The sequence below is a fragment of the Mucilaginibacter flavidus genome (genome assembly GCF_024055575.1).
In the GTDB taxonomy this organism is placed as follows: Bacteria; Bacteroidota; Bacteroidia; order Sphingobacteriales; family Sphingobacteriaceae; genus Mucilaginibacter; species Mucilaginibacter flavidus.
The window spans coordinates 51,017-69,254 of sequence record NZ_JAMXOE010000031.1 but is presented as its reverse complement, the minus strand read 5'-3'; the positions used below and the strand labels follow the sequence as shown (position 1 = coordinate 69,254).

The following is an 18,238-nucleotide window of genomic DNA, read 5'->3' as shown; positions in this document are numbered from 1 at the left end:
CGGATAGTTTCGGGCTTTGTTTTGTTGTGCAAACTCACCCACATGGCATTGCCTGATCTGCTTCCTGTTCGTCAGGCCAGAGATTTACCGCCGGCTTCCTTCAGATTCCTCCTCGCGGAGGACACCCTTGCCTTGGGTTAACGCTTCCCACTATCAAGGCGCGTTCGGGACTTCCACCCTATAGTTTGCGCCCGTGCCGGGCGCACACAAAAAAGGCATCCACAAACAAATGCAGATGCCTTTCAATTCTTAAACGCTAAACAATTACAGCGTAGCCATATCAATTACAAAACGATACCTCACATCGCCTTTAACCATACGGTCGTAAGCGGCTTGGATATCTTTAATGTCGATCATTTCGATGTCTGACACAATGTTATTTTCGGCGCAATAGTCAAGCATTTCCTGGGTTTCGGCTATACCGCCGATGCCCGAACCGGCAAGGCTTTTACGACCGCCCAGTAAGCTGAATGCGGCTATCTGTGCAGGCTCCGGAGGTACACCAACACAAATATGTGTACCATCAGTACGAAGCAACGAAAGATACATGTTAAAATCGTGCGGGGCTGATACGGTATCCAATATAAAATCGAAAGTCCCCCTTGCTGCGTTTACCTGTGCTTCGTCCGTGGTAACCACAAAATGGTGAGCACCAAGTTTTTTGGCATCTTCTTCTTTTTTGGGCGATGTGCTCAATACGGTGACATCAGCTCCAAAGGCAACGCCAAATTTTACTGCCATGTGGCCAAGGCCGCCCAGGCCCAGTACTGCCAGTTTATGGCCCTTGCCAACTTTCCAGTGCCTTAGCGGGGAATAGGTAGTTATACCGGCACACAAAAGTGGCGCTACGGCAGCCAGGCTAAGCTTGTCAGATACATGAAGTACAAAGTCTTCATTAACTACAATGGTGTTTGAGTAGCCGCCGTAGGTTGACGTTTTACCATCCTGCTCAAGGCCATTGTAGGTCTGCGAACTGCCTTTTAAGCAGTATTGCTCCAAATCACGTTTACAATTTTCGCATACCCGGCACGAATCCACCATACAGCCGGTACCGGCCAGGTCACCAACTTTGAATTTTTTAACATGGTCGCCAACTTTAATTACGCGGCCAACAATTTCGTGACCCGGCACCATTGGGAAAATGCCTGGAAACCAGTCGTTTTTTATCTGGTGTAAATCGGAGTGGCAAACGCCGCAAAATAAAATATCGAACTGAACATCGTGCGGCCCTACTTCGCGGCGTTCAAATGTCCAGGGGGCCAAAGGGGTGTGCTCGTTTTGAGCAGCATAAGCTTTTGTTTCAATCATGGTTGAGTTTTTTTAAGTTAGCTAATAATCCGGGGTGATTAGGGCTACCCTTATAGCAAATATACAGGAGTGTTGTTAACATGTATTACCTGTGCAATAAATATTTATCAATTTAGTGTACTTATTAAGTCTTAAGCCAAAAATCCTGAGTCAGAAGCTACCTGGTGACTAACGACTTAAGACTGCGGACTTAAAACTAATTCGCCTCAACGTATTTCTTAAAGTTATCCAAAATAGCCTGCCAGCCGCCGCGCTGCATCTCAATAGGATTCTGGCTTTCCGGCACAAATTCTTCCACAACTTCGGTGGTATTATCGTTGCCGCCGAACTCAATTTTAACGGTGCGGCCATCCGCCATGGCGTATTCAATCAGCGCGTGCTCTTTCACATTACTGTAAACGCCTTCAAAATCAAAGCTAAAGCTGCAGTCTTTCGCGGCCATGGTTGTTTTAAATTTCCCCCGGTTTGAGCGTCGTTATCGGCATAAGGCGCATGCCAATCGTCGGATGCAAAGGCCCATTGGGTTATGTGTTCGGGTTTTGTCCAAAACTCCCACACCTTTTCAACGCCCGCGTTGATTGTTGCTGATACAGTTATTGTTTTATTTTCTGTTGCTGCCATATGTGCGCTTTTAATGGTGGTAATCCTAATCCGAAAATAAAGGTAAAAGATCCATTTTGGTGCAAAAAACATGAGAATGTTGGGCGTCACGTTATATCAATCGGAATAGAGAAGAAGACTTTCGCTAATGTGGGTTTGCCCGGGCCGGAAGTTCTCCTGCCGCCGAAACCAAGCGTTCCATTTTTCTACGGAACACCTGGAACGCTGTGAAACATTCTCATTATCAATTATTTAAATTTTAGCTGTTTGCAAAGCGTTGGTAATCAGCGCTTCCGGGTTTATGATTTCCAACATCATGAAACACATTGATAATTAATTAATTAAAAGAGATTGTATTTGAATGAGTGAATAATTTTGGACCCTGACGGCCCAAATGCGGCGTGCTGGTCCGACACCTCCGCGACCTGGCGCTAGCCCGGAAAGGAGGATAGACCGGTAATGTTCCCATGTATAATTTCCATTTTAGTTTGCCGTTAATAATTCGGTTATTTAAAAAAAATCTATCCTAAATTATCAACAGTGAGCAACATAAAAATACTGAATACCGAGATCCTATCAAACAACTGGTACACGCTTAAAAAAGTAACTTACGAAATCCTTCAAAAGGGTGAGGTTTTAGTCCAAAACCGCGAAGCTTATGACAGGGGCAACGGAGCCACCATCCTGCTTTATGATAAAGAAAAGCAATCGGTAATATTAACCCGGCAGTTCCGGATGCCCACCTTTATAAATGGCAATGCTTCGGGGTATTTGATTGAGGCCTGTGCAGGATTATTAGATACCGATAATGCCGAAGATTGTATAAGGCGCGAAACCGAGGAAGAAACCGGGTTTAAAATAACCCATGTCGAAAAAATATTTGAGGCTTATATGTCGCCTGGCTCGGTAACCGAGATATTGTATTTTTTTGTGGCCGAATACACCAAAGAAATGAAAGTTACCGAAGGTGGCGGGCTTGAAGAGGAAAGTGAAAATATTGAAGTGCTTGAGCTACCATTTACCGAAGCGTTGGGCATGATTAAAACGGGCGAAATAATGGACGCCAAAACCATTATGCTATTGCAATATGCCGCGCTAAACAATTTGTTGGGCTAATTTGCAGTTACCTTACCGCTAAAAATAGTGGAAGGATTGCTTTTGTCGAATGAGCGTGTAGCGGTTACGGTTAGCGTGCTTTCGCCTGCGGCCAGCGCCTTAAATTCCCAGGTATCAGTACCGGCATAACCTACAGGGGCGTTTGCACCGGGGTTAGTATGAGAGTGGCTTACCAATGTTAAAACTTGTGTATTAAATTGAGGCGGATCGAAAGTGTAACCGCCATCAGCCGGGTTATTAAGCGTTAGTTGCAGCAATTGGCCTTTGGCCAGCGCAATGGTTTGCCCGTTTTTGGTATAATCAACCTGTACGAAGCTCTTAGGCGAAACACCATTTTTTTTGCAGGATGAAATAGATGATAGCGACAATGCAACTACAGATAAAACAACGAGTAATTTAATTTTCATGTGGCGGTTTAATAGCTTGTATATCATTACGCAATATAAGCTTTGAACGCTACAGCGACAAGGGGAAAAGGTAGTCTTAAGTCCGGAGTCTTTAGTCTGAAGCAAAAGAGATCTTGGGCTGACTTTGGACTTTAGACTAAAGACTCCGGACTTAAACTAACCCGCGGCCTGCCGCGTAGCGTGGTACAACGAATGCAGGTTAAGCAGTGTTTCCAGCTTTACAGGCTTACTGATATTTGCCTTTACAAAGGCGTATTTATCAACCAGCAGTTGGTCTTTAGGATCAATTGATGAGGAAAGAATATAAACATCTATTGTTTTTTTTATCCGTTTATAAATATGCTCAAAGCTATCGAGAAAGTCCCAGCCGTTAAAACCCGGCATATTGAGGTCTAAGAAAACAACATCAGGTAATACATCCGGCGACAAATAAAAACTTTCAATAAGATCGATACTTAAGCGCGCATCCTGGCTGTGCGAAGCATGGGGGAACAAATGAAATTTATCCAGCATCTTCTGCATAATTAAATGTTCGATGGGGTCGTCGTCTATCATTAATAAATTAATCATAATTATTAATATTAAGTGTGACGTTTAAGAGGATAGCGATTAAACAAAACCCGTTCCAATATATTCCTGAACATCAGTAAATTAGGCATAATTGTGCAGAAACGGCTTAAAACGTACAGGCTCAATAAATTCTGCTTATTATCAATATTATTAAAGCACGATAATTATGATTAGTATAATATACAGTTTTTTAAACGCGCCGCCGTTTTTCAAGTCAACACCTGTTTAGTTCTCGCCCTTCAACGCTGCGTTTAACCAATACTTTAAGACGAAGTGTTTTTTAACCTAAGATTAGCAAAAATTGCTTTTAATTGATTCTGTTTGCAAGTCGTAAACATTCAGCCTTGTATTTTCGTATAATACCTACTTTACAGTGTTCTGCCAAATGAGGTCCGGTAAATATATTTTAATATTTCTTCTTTGTCTGCAATCATTTGTGTCGCTTTCGCAGGAAATGACGCTGAATGTTACTGCATTAAACAGCGCCAATGGCCTTTCGCAAAACTCGATACTATGTGTAACCAAGGATAGGTATGGTTTTATGTGGTTTGGGACACAGGATGGTTTAAATAAATACGACGGCTTTAAATTTGTTGTTTACAAACACATTGGGAATAACCCCAAAACGCTTCCCGCAAATAACGTAAACTCCGTTTGCGAAGATTCAGAAGGCAGCATTTGGGTGGGCACCAGGCTTGGCGGATTGAGTAAATATGACCGCGCTCACGACTCATTTCAAACATTTCAGCACGACAACCTAAATTCACTTTCAATAAGCAGTAATAATATAACTTTCATTTACTCCGATCGTGAAAAAAACCTATGGATCGGGACCGAAAACGGGTTAAATTTATACAACAAATACACCGGCAGATTTAGGCGTTTTGTTAATAGTCCCGGTGATTCAGCGTCGCTTAGCAACTCATCCGTTTTTTCAATTTTTGAGGATCGTAACAAACATTTATGGGTTGGAACAGCCGGAGGATTAAATATGCTTAACCTGGCCACCGGAAAATGGGAGCGTTTTGTTGACAAAACCAGTGGTAAGTCGGCAAACAGTATTAATGCCATAACAGGCGACGAAAACGATAACATCTGGGTTGGTACCAGCAAAGGTTTGAGGTTGCTGGAAAAAAACAGTCATAAATTTAAAAGCTACGCTATTAACCCGGATAAAAATTCAGCAGGTGGTGTCAATCCTATCTACTCGTTGGCAAAGACGGCCGGCAATAAATTTTGGATAGGTTCAAATACAACCCTGCAGTTATTTGATGCGGCCAACCGGAAGCTAATCCCCATAAACGAAAACACCAATGGAAGTAACGCGATGCCCAACGATGGCGTATATGCCTTATACGAAGACAATGCCGGGATACTTTGGATCGGGACCTCCAGTGAGGGCCTCCTCAAATATGATAAAAACCTATCAATTTTCCCGGTTTACCAGGCATCATTAACAAACACCCCTTCAGCAAAAAATATTGTAAGGGGCATTACCGAAGACAAAACCGGAAACCTGTATCTCGCCACAGATGTAGGTCTCGAATATTTTAACCGTGCCAACCAACGGTCTGTTTATTATCAGCACAACTCAAAAAGTGCAAATAGTTTGGTGAGCAACTTCACCTCATGTGTACTCATTAATAAAAAAAATGATGCTGTTTGGGTTGGAACATATTCAGGTGGACTGGATTGCTTCAACCCAAACACAGGTCAATTCAAACACCACATAAAAGGAAATGGCCGGGTAGATATCACATCGAACGCCATTTATGCGCTGCTTGAGGGCCATAACGGCCATATCTGGATTGGATCGGAGGATGGCGGATTGAGTGAATACGATCCCAGAACCAATTCGTTTACCCGGTATCTAAATAACAAAAAAACAAGTAACAGTTTAGCCGATAACACCATTGAAGCCCTTTACGAAGACAAAGAAGGTAATATTTGGGCCGGGGGATATTCAAACGGGATATCTGTATTTAACCCGGCTTCTCATCAATTTGCACAAATAAATATTCATAACAGCAAGTTGGCCAGTAATGTTATCAGCACGTTTTATGAGGACGAGAAAGGGAACATGTGGATAGGGACAATGGAAGGCGGTTTAAATTGCTACAATATTAAAAATCACACTTTTAAGATATACAACGAAACCAATGGTCTAATAAACAATACGGTTAATTACATTACGGGTGACGGTTCGGGCTACCTTTGGCTAAGTACGCTGCAGGGGGTAACGCGGTTTAACCCGGCAAGCGGGGAGTATAAAAACTTTGGGTACTATAACGGTTTAAAAAGCAAAGAATTTAACCTCGGAGCCGGCGCCAGGTTAAAAAGCGGTGAAATTGCATTGGGAAGTATTAATGGGTTTACTATTATTAACCCCAATAAACTGTTTAGTAATAATAACAAGCCCCGGGTGGTTAATACCGGCTTCGAATTATTTAATAAGCCTGTAAAGTTTGATACGCCCAACTCGCCTCTTCGACAGAGTATAGGTACAACAAGTAAAATTCAGCTCGACTATTCCCAGTCCGTCTTTACACTCGAGTTTGCCGCCCTTGATTATACCATACCCGAAAATAATACTTATGCCTATAAGCTTGAAAACTTTGATAAAGAATGGCAATTTGTAGGCAATCAACGTAAGGCTACCTACACAAATCTCGACCCCGGCGAATATATTTTTAAGGTTAAAGCTGCAAATAATGATGGCATTTGGAGTGAAAGTCCCGCTACCCTTCACATTGTTATTAAGGCCCCCTTTTGGATGACATGGTGGTTTAAAACAGGCACTATACTGTTTTTTATACTATGGTTTTACCTGTTTTATTTAATAAGGTTAAGATTTGTAAGAAAACAAAAAGATGTGTTAGAAATACAGGTGAAAGCCCGCACGCAGGAGATAGAATTACAGGCTTTTAATTTGAAAGCGTTAAACAATGAACTGCAATTACAAAAAGAAGAAATGGAAACGCAGTCAGAGGAACTGCAGTTACAATCAGAAGAGCTTTTAGAACAGCAGGACGAACTACAGGAAAAATCTAAATCACTCGAACGTTTAAACCAGGAACTAACTATTCAAAGAACACAGGAAGCACAGGCCCGTATCATGGCTGAAAAGGCCCGCCTGGAAGCTGATAAAGCGAACCGGGCCAAAAGCACCTTCCTGGCAACTATGAGCCATGAAATACGGACGCCAATGAACGGTGTTTTGGGGATGGCTTCGTTATTGTCGGAAACAAGTCTTGATAACGAGCAACGTGAGTATACTGATGCCATCGTAAACAGCGGCGAGTCGTTGTTAATTGTAATTAATGACATCCTGGATTTCTCCAAAATAGAATCGGGCAACCTGGAGCTTGATCCCTACGATTTTAGCCTGCGTAAATGCATCGAAGATGTACTGGAACTATTCGCAGCAAAAGCGGCCGACATCGGCATTGATTTGATATACCAGGTTGACGACATGATACCTGCTAATATTAATGCTGATGGGTTACGGTTGCGCCAGGTTTTAACCAATCTTATTGGCAATGCTATTAAATTTACTCATAAAGGCGAGGTTTTCCTGATGGTTACCAAAGGTGAACCGCAAGGAGATGAATTTGATTTAAATTTTGCTATAAGCGATACAGGCATAGGTATCCCGCAACAGCATTTAGGCAAACTGTTCCAGGCATTTAATCAGGTAGATTCTTCCGTGTCGCGTAAATACGGCGGAACCGGCTTAGGCCTGGTTATTTGCGAAAGGCTGGTAAATTTAATGAGGGGAAGCATAGATGTAGAAAGCGAATATGGCGTGGGTAGCAAGTTTACTTTTAGTATTAAAGCAAAAAAGGGCGAAAACACTGCGGTTAAGCAGCATTATGAAGCTACAGTTTGCGATGGAAAAAAGGTACTGGTAATAGATGACAACGATACCAACCTGAGAATTATAAAAACGCAGCTAAAAAAATGGAAAATAATTGTAACCGCAGTTAGTTCTGGTAAAGAGGCACTCGCAATTTTAGCGGTGCAAAAAGATTTCGACATGGTGATCACCGATATGCAGATGCCGGACATGGATGGCATAACGCTGGCGGGCCAGATAAAAGCCTTACAGGCGGATATGCCTGTTGTGTTATTAAGTTCAATCGGGAACGAAACGCGTAAAACACACGGTCATCTTTTTACATCTGTTTTAACAAAGCCGGTAAAGCAGCAGCAGTTATTTAACGTAATTGCAATGGATGTAAAAAAACGGGGTGCTGTACAACCCGAAATGAAAAAGGCGTTGCTATCAGAAGATTTTGCATTACAATATCCATTTAACATGCTTGTTGCCGAAGATAATTTAATGAATCAAAAATTAATTACAAGGATACTTAATAAGCTTGGCTACCAGCCCGACCTTGCAAATGACGGCCAGGAGGTACTGGATTTAATGGAAAATAAAACTTACGACCTTGTTTTAATGGATATGCAGATGCCCAATATTGACGGGCTTGAAGCAACACGGGTTATCAGGAAAAAATACGGTACCAGGCCTTTAATTGCTGCAATGACAGCAAATGCTATGAGCGAAGACCGTGACGAATGTATTAAAGCGGGTATGGATGACTACATATCAAAACCAGTAAATATTGAAAGCTTAATGAATAAGCTTATCGATCTCAATAAAATTATTGTGAATGACGATCCCGTGGTGCGGCTTGAAAATTAAAGTATATGCGCACATTTAATTATATGGAAGTGTGTTATTTTCAACAGTTTGGGATTGTGCGGGTAAAGGCTTAAGGGCAATGTTTGCAAACTTAGCGTTGTTATTTGCCGGTAATCAATAACTCAACCCGCCTGTTTAAATATTTGTCGTGATCGGTAAGCTCTGGGTAAACTTTGGGTTTGGTGCTTGCCAGGCCTTTGTAGGTCATTCGTTTGGCATCGATGCCGTTTTTTACAAAATAGTCGTAGATAAATTTGGCCCTATTTACCGACAACTTATAGTCCCTGGAATCGATATCCATTCCGTCCGGCCCGTTGTCGCAGCATATGTGTCCCTGTATTTCAAACCTGATATTGTCGTGCTGTTTTAAGTAGCTTAGCAAAATCTTCAAATTGGCTTCACATTCGGGGTTCAAAAAATGCCGTGCGGATTGAAAGGTCAATTCTTCCAACGCCAGACTGCCGCCAACTTCAATGTTTGATAAATGGGCTATTTTATCAGTGAATTGCGGTGGGGGCAATTGCGGCTGGGCGACCACCTTTGTATGAACAATCTTATTAATCACGATGTCGACCCTTCTGTTAAACGGATCACCTAAGGGCCCCTTTTTTGCCGTGCTCATTTCCACGGCTTTCCAGTCGGCGGCAACTACCAGGTTTATATGTGATTTGATATAGGCGGCAACAATTTCGGCACGCTTTTGAGAAAGCACTGCATTATCCGGCCCGGTCCCTAAATAATCAGCAAAACCTGTAATGTGCAAATTATCGACACCTTTAAACGATTTACACAATGAATCTAATTTCTTTTGATTGCAGGCCGACAATTCAAATTCGGCTATTTTATAATATAACCTGACAGTATCCGGCGCCGAGGCAAACAACGGTATTGTTCTAAGGGTAATAAGTAAAAATAGTCCTAATTTTAAATTCATTGGAATCGAAGCTTAACTTTATTAATTCACAGTTCCATAGTCAGTGTTCGTTGTTCAATCATTACCCTGCCCACCCCTCTCTATCCAGACTTCTGAAATTAATCGCCTCTGCCAAATGCTCCAGCTCAATTTCTTCGCTACCCGCTAAATCGGCTATGGTGCGCGATACTTTTAAAATCCGGTCATAAGCCCGTGCCGATAGCCCTAGTTTTTCCATAGCTTTTTTCAGCAGTGCCTGACCGGCGGGTGTGATTTTGCAGATGTCGCGTACCATTTGGGGGCTCATTTGGGCATTGGCATGCAGGTCGGGTTTGCTGCCGAAACGTGTGGCCTGCACTTCGCGGGCTTTGATCACACGGTCGCGGATAAGCTCGCTTTTTTCGGCAAGGCGGTCGCTGGCCAGCTCTGTAAAGTTGACAGGGGTAACCTCCACATGCAGGTCAATACGGTCGAGCAGCGGGCCTGATATTTTGCTTAAATATTTTTGAACCATACCCGGCGGGCAGATGCATTCCTTTTCCGGATGATTAAAGTATCCGCAAGGACAGGGGTTCATACTCGCCACCAGCATAAAGCTGCTAGGATAATCAACGGTAAACTTTGCGCGCGATATGGTTACCCGCCGCTCTTCCAACGGCTGACGCATTACCTCCAGGGCGCTGCGTTTAAACTCGGGCAATTCATCTAAAAATAATACGCCATTGTGGGCCAGCGAAATTTCGCCGGGTTGGGGATTGCTGCCACCGCCAACCAGGGCAACATCGCTGATTGTGTGGTGCGGCGAGCGGAATGGCCGCGTGGTTACCAATGCATCAGCGGCAGATAGCTTGCCTGCAACCGAATGTATCTTGGTAGTTTCTAACGATTCATACAAGCTTAAAGGTGGCAAAATTGACGGCAGCCTGCGCGCCAACATAGTTTTCCCCGCTCCCGGCGGACCAATCAATATCACATTATGTCCGCCCGCAGCAGCAATCTCAAGGGCGCGTTTTATGTTCTCCTGGCCACGTACTTCGCTAAAGTCGCTGTCGTAAGCGGTAAGGCTTTTATAAAATTCTTCACGGGTGTCAACAATTACGGGGGTAAGTTGCGTTGTGCCGTCAAAAAAGCCGGCAACCTCGGTCAGGCTTTCAACCCCGTACACTTCCAGGTCGTTAACAATGGCAGCTTCTCGGGCGTTTTGTTTGGGCAATATAAAACCTTTAAAGCCGTCTTTACGCGCCTGTATGGCTATTGGGAGAGCGCCTTTAATGGGTTGTACCGTACCATCAAGTGATAGTTCGCCCATTATCAGATACTTGTCCAGGTTTTCGCCATCAACCTGGCCCGAGCCGGCCAATATGGCCGTAGCAATGGTAAGGTCGTATGCCGAGCCTTCCTTGCGGATATCGGCGGGGGCCATGTTTACTATTATCTTCTGCCGCGGCATCCGGAACCCATTGGTTTGCAACGCGGCCTCAATGCGCTGCATGGATTCACGCACAGCGTTATCGGGCAAACCCACTATCAAATAAAAAGGTTTGCCGCCGCCACTGATGTTTACCTCGACGGTTATGGTAATGGCTTCGATGCCGTAAACTGCGCTTCCAAAAGTTTTAACTAACACAATGATAAAGTTTAATCACCCGGCGAAAGTTATATAATTTAATTGAGGGATGGAAAAAGCGGGAGCTAATTAAGATTAAAGTACGAACTTTTATATCACAAAAAGGCCACGTAGCGTTCCATTTTCCCACGCGGAACACCCGGAACGCTGTGAAACATGCTGATTATCAGTTATTCCATTTTTTAATCAGGACGGAATATTGTTTAACCTTTTCCGTAGCTTTATATCAAATACCAATTTAAACCGATCACCTGCACGCAATCTGTTAAATCCTAATGAAGCAAAAACTGATAATCGCCTGCCTGATGCTGTGTTTCTGCCGAGTTCATGGGCAGAATGCAGGCACTTTCGGCAACCCGGTAATCTCCAAATTAAAAACCTTTTTAGCAACCCACCTCACAGAGAAGGTATACCTCCAATTTGATAAACCTTATTACGCCACTGGCGATACCGTTTATTTTAAAGCCTACGTTACTTTTGGCGAACGGCACCAGCTATCAACCTTAAGTGGTGTTTTGCACGTCGATTTGATCAACACCAATAATAAAATAGATCAATCAATAAAGCTACAGTTGGTAAACGGGCTTGCCTGGGGCGATTTTTTATTGCCCGACTCGTTGCCAAAAGGCAATTACCGCATTCGGGCTTACACCCAATGGATGCGCAACGAAGCTGATGCGTCCTTTTTTGAGCAGGTGGTTTCGGTTGGCTCGACCGAAAAGGAAAAGATTGCCGAAAGCACGCCTGCAGGGGCAAAAATAAATTCAAAACCTGATGTTCAATTTTTTCCCGAGAGCGGCAACCTGGGAAATGGCCTTAAGTCAAAAATCGCCTTTAAGGCAGTTGGTGCAAATGGCAAGGGGATTGATGTGGCAGGGGTGGTATTGGATAATAACAATACCGAAATATGCCGTTTTGCCTCAACCCATTTGGGCATGGGGTATTTTTACTTACAGCCCCAGGAAGGTAAAAGCTACGCCGCCAGAATAACTTATGCTGATGGAATGCAGAGTGTGGCTAAACTGCCGGACGCAGGAACATCGGGCCTGGTTTTAACGGTAAACAACGATTCGTTACCCAAAGCATCGGTGCGGATTGAAGCCAACAAGGTCTGCTTTGCCCAAAACCGGGATAAAGACTATACGCTGTTGATTTATTCGGGCGGGGTGGCTACATCGGTTATCTGCAAACTGGATAGCAGCGTGATTTTGCTTGATATTGCTAAGCGGCACTTACATACGGGCGTTGCAACGGTTACCTTGTTTTCGCCGGCGGGCGAGCCATTATGCGAACGGCTATTTTTTGTGCAAAATTACGACCAGCTTAAGCTTGATATAAAAAGCGATAAAACTGTTTATGCTGCGAGAGAAAAAGTAAATATCAGCCTTCTTGCGAAAAATCGAGCAGACTCCGCAAGTATGGGCCATTTTTCGGTATCGGTTGTAGATGAGGGTAAAGTATCAGTAAACGAAAGCGACGAAAGCAGTATCCTGGCCAACATACTGCTCACCTCGGATATGAAAGGTGATGTAGAACAGCCAAACTACTATTTCGCAAATATTAATGACGATGCACGCAGCAACCTCGACCTGGTAATGCTTACCCACGGCTACCGCAGGTTTGAATGGAAGCCCTTGCTTAATAATGCTTACCCGCCGCTGGCTTATCAACCCGAAAAATCGCTGGAGATAGCCGGTACGGCAAAAATGCTGGGCGGTCGCGCTTTGAATAAAGGAGCGGTATCGTTAATTGCACCATTTAGCGGCCGGGGAATATTAAGCGCAGTTACCGATGATAAAGGGAATTTCCGCTTTACCGATTTGGTTTATATGGATTCGGCGAAATTTATTTTGCAGGCAGTAAATGCCAAGGGGAGTAATAATACGGTGTTGACGTATAATGCGGATAAGCCTGTGCCGGTTACGTTTTACCAACAACCACAGGCCACGAGAGTGGATACAGGATTAATTGCTTACATGAAAACCCATCAAAAGCAGCACGACCAATTATATGCCCAGGGTTTAATTACAGGGAAAATGCTTAGAGAGGTAAAAATAAACGCACATAAACTGGATAAGCCGGCTATTACCAGGGGCTACGGTGTAGCTGATTATATAATTCATGGCAATGATATCACCTATGGCGGCCTGCTTTCAGAGCGCCTTGATGGCAGAATACCCGGTGTTATCTTCGTCTCAACGGGTATAATAGGTCAATCGGTAGCTTATAAGCGTATAACCATGGCGAGCCCCCCAACACCTATTCGAATTGTTATTGACGGCTCTGAGATGCCTGCGGGATTTGATATAAACTCGATAAGTACGGCGCTAGTCGATAAAATTGAAATAGCAACAAATGCTACGGTGGGAGATTTGAGTACTGAAGGAGCATTCATCATCACATTAAAGCATGGTTTGCAGGCAAACGAAATTAGCTCCAAAGGCATCCTCCACATAACCGCACGAGGCTTTTACAAAGCCCGCGAGTTTTACTCGCCTAAATATGAGAGCGCTACCGACAACAAACTTGCAGATTTACGCACCACCATTTACTGGAACCCCGAAATAGCAACCGATAAAAGCGGCAACGCCCAATTCGATTTTTATAATGCCGACGGTAAATGCAGCTACAAAGTAGTTGTTGAAGGCATTGATGCCGAGGGGAATTTGGGACGGCAGGTGTTCAGGTATAAAGTGGAATAAGAACTATGATTAAACGCGTATTACTTTTATGTTTTATGGTGCCTTGTTTGGCCTTTGGCCAGGTAAGTAAAGACAGTACCTCTGTGAATAACCTGATTAAAGGCATCAGCAATAGTTTAAATACTTATGCTACCAATCACCCGGCAGAAAAAGCCTACCTGCATTTCGACAAACCGTACTATGCCATTGGAGACACCATCTATTTTAAAGCGTATGTAACTGACGGCGGCAGGCATGTGCTTTCGGTATTAAGCAGCGTATTACATGTAGAGCTGATAAACAACCAAAACAAAATAATAAAACAACTGAAGTTACTGCTTACAAACGGCTACGCCTGGGGTGATTTTGCCCTGCCCGATTCGCTGTCTGCCAAAAATTATCGGGTGAGGGCCTACACCAACCTGATGCTTAATGATGGTAGCAGCAGTTTTTTTGAACAACCGATACCTGTAACCGGCATCAATTTAAAGGGTGTAGCCAAAGACAGTTTGCAGGAAGGTAAGTCTTCAAAAGAAAAGCCGGCCATAAGTTTTTTCCCCGAAGGGGGTTGCTTGCTTAACGGAGTAAAGTTGAAAGTTGCTTTTAAAGCTATCGCAGCCAACGGACTGGGTATTGATGTAAAAGGCGTGGTAATTGATAATGAAGATAAACGTGTGGCAGTATTTAACAGCGAACACTTGGGTATGGGGGCCTTTACATTCCGGCCGCTGAACGGTAAAACATATAGAGCAAAGGCTACGTTTGCCGACGGATCAGAATGTACGGTTAATTTGCCAATGGCTACCAATACCGGATACGCTTTAACAATTGATACCGTAACCGATGAGGCAATTACCGTTGCGATAACATTACACAACGGGGATAACGTAAAACCAAAAGGAGCATTAATCCTTGTAGCACAATCAGGCGGGGTAATTTATTCGGCGGCAAAAAGCAATCCGAATAGCAAAGAGTTTATTGCCAGCTTCCCGAAAAAGTTCTTTCCCGCGGGGATAGCACAGTTTACTTTATTTTCGGCAGATGGTGAACCGCTTAACGAGCGCTTGATTTTTTTGCAAAATGCCGACCAGCTTAAATTGGATATAAATACAGTTAAAAAAAATTATACAACCCGCGAAAAGATAAAAATTAACCTGGTTGCAAAAAACAAACTGGATATGCCGGCAACAGGTACGTTTTCGGTGGCCGTTACCGACGAGACGATTGTACCGGTGGATGAAACGACAGAAAATACCATTTTAACCAACCTGCTTTTAACATCAGAAGTAAAAGGCAATATTGAAAATCCCAATTATTATTTTACAAATCAAAACGATAATACCCGGGCAGATCTCGACCTGCTGATGCTTACGCAGGGTTACCGGCGGTTTGAATGGAAAAAAATATTAAACAACGGCTATCCGGCTATATCTTATCAGGCCGAAAAGCCGGGCTTGCGGCTGGCCGGGTATATAAAAAACGGCAAGGCTGTTATACCCAATGGTAAAATCAGGTTATTGAGCAAATCGGCAGGGGGTATGGTATTGGATACCACAGCCGATGCGAACGGCAGGTTTGTTTTCGACAACTTAATGTTTACTGATACCGCAAAGTTTATAATACAGGCCCGCACCGCAAAAGGTCAGAAAGACGTGGATATTGAAATGGACAAAATAACAGACACCATAAACGTGCCGGTTGTTCAGTCGCTTAATATTACGCCCGGCAACCTGGGTAATTTGTATGCATACTCAAAAAGCGCAAAGCTATTTTACGACGAGCAGGAAAAATTTGGCATCAATAGGCATGTGCAGCAATTAAAGGAGGTGGTGGTACGAGATAAAGAAATTGCGAAGGAACTTGAAAACTCCGAAAATCTGAACGGTAAAGGCCAGGCCGACCAGGTATTGACAGCGAAAGATTTTGAAAACTTTGCCTGTGGCCGGATTATGGATTGTTTGGGGTCAAAATTAAATTCCATTACCGTGCAATTTGGCAAACTTTATAGTGGTCATTCTAAAGGACGACCGTATTACGATGAGGAACTTAAAAGGACCACCGACCCCCCGATGACAGTTGTAATAGATGGCACGAGAAGCGATTATGAAGCGCTCCACGCATTAAATATCAACGATGTTGACGCTTTTGAGATAATACTTGGAACGCATGGTGGGGCAATATATGGCACTTTTGGAGTGAACGGGGTAATTGTAGTTACCACCAAAAGGGCACGGAAAATAAACAACTATTACAAAGAAGCCCCTGGTGTAATAGTTTATACCGCCAGTGGTTTCTACAAAGCCCGCGAGTTTTACTCGCCGCAATATGATAACGCGCACACCAACCAAAAAATGACCGATTTGCGCAGCACTATCTACTGGAACCCAAACATCATAACCGATAAAGACGGCAAAGCATCGTTTGAATATTTTAAAGCTGATGGCAAAGGCACTTACCGTGTGGTTGTTGAAGGAATTGATGCTGAAGGAAATTTAGGCAGGCAGGTGTTCAGGTATAAAGTGGAGTAGGAAAGACTTACTTTACAAAGTATAAAAGCCGCACGTTTTCTCCATCAAAAACAGCATAACTGGAGGCTTGTACCCACTCGCCCAGGTTTATGTAGCGGCTTTTATCGTTTAATTTGATATCCAGCGGCAGGTGGCGATGACCGAATATAAGATAGTCGTAAAAATGAGTTTGCAAAAGTTGATTGCAAAAAGCTACCAGCCATTCTTGTTCACCGGGCTTACTGTCTGGTTTACCCAGGTTTACCTTCCTGCTGTGCCTCGACCAGTAGTTGGCAACCCCCACGCCCAGGTTTGGATGGATACGGGCAAAAAGCCACTGGCAAAGCTTGCTCCGGAAAATGCCCTTTAAAAATTTGTAAAACGTATCGCCGGGGCCAAGTCCGTCGCCGTGGTGCAGGTAAAACTTTTTTCCACTGCGCTCAATCTCCAATTCGTTGCTGATAATGGTTGCGCCGAGTTCCTGTTCAAAATAATCAAACATCCACATGTCGTGGTTGCCCTTAAAAAACCAAAGTTTTATTCCTGCATCGCTCAATTCGGCCAGCTTGCCTAAAAAACGGATATAACCTCTGGGAACTACTGTTTTATATTCAAACCAAAAGTCGAACACATCTCCCATTAAAAACACTTCGGCGGCATCTGCTTTAATCATGTCAAGCCAGCGCACCAGGCGGTCTTCGCGCTCGCGGCTGCTGGCGTAAGTGCCGGTGCCCAAATGAAAATCGGAAGCGAAATATATTTTATTGCGGATAGCCATTATGGCTGTAAAAATAAGCTAATAATATTTAGATGTACAAACGCCTGGCAACAGGCCGCGGCATCGTATAAAAAAAATAGCCCACGCGAGGTGGGCTAACTAAAATAATTTATAGCCGCTCTATTTCAACAGCGGATAAATTCAAAAAATATGCCGGGCCTTACCCCAAACAGCATGGTGAAAAATGATTTTGCGCCCCAGCAAATCAAGCCATTAATGAATGGCAAAGGTTTTTATTTACGATGCAGTATTTAACTGCTGATTATTAAATGGATTGGCTTGTTCGCACACCTGGTTTACAAGGTCGCGTGATAATGGTTTGGTCATAAATGAATTAACACAGGCGTATTTTTTCGATTGAAAAACATCAGCCGTGCGAATTGATGAACTCATTATATGCACCCGCACATTTTTATGAGCATCCGCATTAAAGCTTTCCAGCTTATCTAAAAACTCCCAGCCGGTTAACTGTGGCATATCAAGGTCAAGCAGTATTACATCCGGCATGGTGCCGCTGTCTTTATTTTCTTCTAAATAATCTAAAACCAATCTGCCATCAAAAGTGTAAGTAGCTTGCTGGCAGTTATAATTATTATGCAACAAGCGCTGCATAATATAGTGATCTGTCGGGTTGTCATCAATTACTACAAGTTTGCACATGATAAATAGATTTAATGGTTGCTAATATAAGTATTTTAAAATTAACGTGTTAGCTATTGATGGCTTTTGTAATAATTTAGTTACAACGTTTTTTAACAATACTACTGACCTAGATAAGGCAATAGGCATGCCACATAATTTTTAAAGATTTATAGCTGATTTTTATTGTAGCGAAAAAGTAATTTTACTATTGATTAATAATTTAAGCGCCGTGGGAATAATGAGACCGCGATTTGTGGAAAATTTGGTGCACGTATTGGGGATTAAATTGGCGATAGGCCAGATTTGTTGTGCCAAAAAACTCCGCCGAACCAATACACTTCAAAAAATCGTCATTGCGAGGAACGAAGCAATCTTTACTCA

11 protein-coding genes and 1 pseudogene are annotated in these 18,238 nt (G+C 43.2%); 4 read left to right on the top strand and 8 right to left on the bottom strand.

Going from position 1 to position 18,238, the window contains the following annotated elements; all coding sequences use genetic code 11:
• Positions 1 to 264 precede the first annotated feature (264 nt).
• Positions 265 to 1,308, bottom strand: coding sequence for an NAD(P)-dependent alcohol dehydrogenase (locus tag NAF19_RS27575; RefSeq protein ID WP_252793597.1), 1,044 nt, complete (start codon positions 1,306 to 1,308; stop codon positions 265 to 267).
• A 196-nt stretch (positions 1,309 to 1,504) separates the two neighbouring features.
• Positions 1,505 to 1,929 (bottom strand): annotated as a pseudogene (locus NAF19_RS27570) (SRPBCC family protein).
• Positions 1,930 to 2,448: 519 nt separating this feature from the next.
• On the opposite strand from NAF19_RS27570, the gene nudK reads away from it, so the two are divergent.
• Positions 2,449 to 3,024, top strand: coding sequence for a GDP-mannose pyrophosphatase NudK (gene nudK, locus NAF19_RS27565; protein WP_252793596.1), 576 nt, complete (start codon positions 2,449 to 2,451; stop codon positions 3,022 to 3,024).
• Here the strand turns inward: nudK and NAF19_RS27560 are convergent.
• The gene (locus tag NAF19_RS27560; RefSeq protein WP_252793595.1) at positions 3,021 to 3,431 is read right to left on the bottom strand and encodes a protease inhibitor I42 family protein; all 411 of its coding nucleotides are present in this window, start codon (positions 3,429 to 3,431) and stop codon (positions 3,021 to 3,023) included. The genes nudK and NAF19_RS27560 overlap by 4 nt on opposite strands.
• Before the next feature lie 156 nt (positions 3,432 to 3,587).
• Entirely contained in the window at positions 3,588 to 4,001 is a 414-nt protein-coding gene (locus NAF19_RS27555; protein WP_252793594.1) for a response regulator, read from the bottom strand.
• A 385-nt stretch (positions 4,002 to 4,386) separates the two neighbouring features.
• On the opposite strand from NAF19_RS27555, the gene NAF19_RS27550 reads away from it, so the two are divergent.
• Positions 4,387 to 8,709: a hybrid sensor histidine kinase/response regulator gene (locus NAF19_RS27550; RefSeq protein WP_252793593.1), complete on the top strand. Its 4,323-nt coding sequence runs from the start codon at positions 4,387 to 4,389 to the stop codon at positions 8,707 to 8,709.
• A 100-nt stretch (positions 8,710 to 8,809) separates the two neighbouring features.
• Here NAF19_RS27550 and NAF19_RS27545 read toward each other — a convergent pair whose 3' ends face one another.
• Both NAF19_RS27545 and NAF19_RS27540 read right to left on the bottom strand, forming a co-directional pair.
• Positions 8,810 to 9,643, bottom strand: a complete 834-nt coding sequence (locus NAF19_RS27545) for an OmpA family protein (protein WP_252793592.1) — start codon at positions 9,641 to 9,643, stop codon at positions 8,810 to 8,812.
• A 61-nt stretch (positions 9,644 to 9,704) separates the two neighbouring features.
• The gene (locus NAF19_RS27540; protein WP_252793591.1) at positions 9,705 to 11,249 is read right to left on the bottom strand and encodes a YifB family Mg chelatase-like AAA ATPase; all 1,545 of its coding nucleotides are present in this window, start codon (positions 11,247 to 11,249) and stop codon (positions 9,705 to 9,707) included.
• Between the two features lie 275 nt (positions 11,250 to 11,524).
• On the opposite strand from NAF19_RS27540, the gene NAF19_RS27535 reads away from it, so the two are divergent.
• Complete coding sequence (locus NAF19_RS27535) at positions 11,525 to 13,951, top strand: TonB-dependent receptor (RefSeq protein WP_252793590.1); 2,427 nt, start codon at positions 11,525 to 11,527, stop codon at positions 13,949 to 13,951.
• 5 nt (positions 13,952 to 13,956) lie between these two features.
• Complete coding sequence (locus NAF19_RS27530) at positions 13,957 to 16,458, top strand: TonB-dependent receptor (RefSeq protein ID WP_252793589.1); 2,502 nt, start codon at positions 13,957 to 13,959, stop codon at positions 16,456 to 16,458.
• A gap of 7 nt (positions 16,459 to 16,465) precedes the next feature.
• On the opposite strand, the gene NAF19_RS27525 is transcribed toward NAF19_RS27530, so the two are convergent.
• Both NAF19_RS27525 and NAF19_RS27520 read right to left on the bottom strand, forming a co-directional pair.
• Complete coding sequence (locus NAF19_RS27525; RefSeq protein WP_252793588.1) at positions 16,466 to 17,215, bottom strand: UDP-2,3-diacylglucosamine diphosphatase; 750 nt, start codon at positions 17,213 to 17,215, stop codon at positions 16,466 to 16,468.
• Between the two features lie 237 nt (positions 17,216 to 17,452).
• Entirely contained in the window at positions 17,453 to 17,875 is a 423-nt protein-coding gene (locus NAF19_RS27520; RefSeq protein ID WP_252793587.1) for a response regulator, read from the bottom strand.
• Positions 17,876 to 18,238: the final 363 nt, after the last annotated feature.

Excerpts from the sequence above, each read along its gene's own strand:
- NAF19_RS27575 (WP_252793597.1), bottom strand. The coding sequence starts at position 1,308 with ATGATTGAAACAAAAGCTTATGCTGCTCAAAACGAGCACACCCCTTTG.
- NAF19_RS27560 (WP_252793595.1), bottom strand. The coding sequence starts at position 3,431 with ATGAAAATTAAATTACTCGTTGTTTTATCTGTAGTTGCATTGTCGCTA.
- NAF19_RS27555 (WP_252793594.1), bottom strand. The coding sequence starts at position 4,001 with ATGATTAATTTATTAATGATAGACGACGACCCCATCGAACATTTAATT.
- NAF19_RS27550 (WP_252793593.1), top strand. The coding sequence starts at position 4,387 with ATGAGGTCCGGTAAATATATTTTAATATTTCTTCTTTGTCTGCAATCA.
- NAF19_RS27545 (WP_252793592.1), bottom strand. The coding sequence starts at position 9,643 with ATGAATTTAAAATTAGGACTATTTTTACTTATTACCCTTAGAACAATA.
- NAF19_RS27535 (WP_252793590.1), top strand. The coding sequence starts at position 11,525 with ATGAAGCAAAAACTGATAATCGCCTGCCTGATGCTGTGTTTCTGCCGA.
- NAF19_RS27530 (WP_252793589.1), top strand. The coding sequence starts at position 13,957 with ATGATTAAACGCGTATTACTTTTATGTTTTATGGTGCCTTGTTTGGCC.
- NAF19_RS27525 (WP_252793588.1), bottom strand. The coding sequence starts at position 17,215 with ATGGCTATCCGCAATAAAATATATTTCGCTTCCGATTTTCATTTGGGC.
- NAF19_RS27520 (WP_252793587.1), bottom strand. The coding sequence starts at position 17,875 with ATGTGCAAACTTGTAGTAATTGATGACAACCCGACAGATCACTATATT.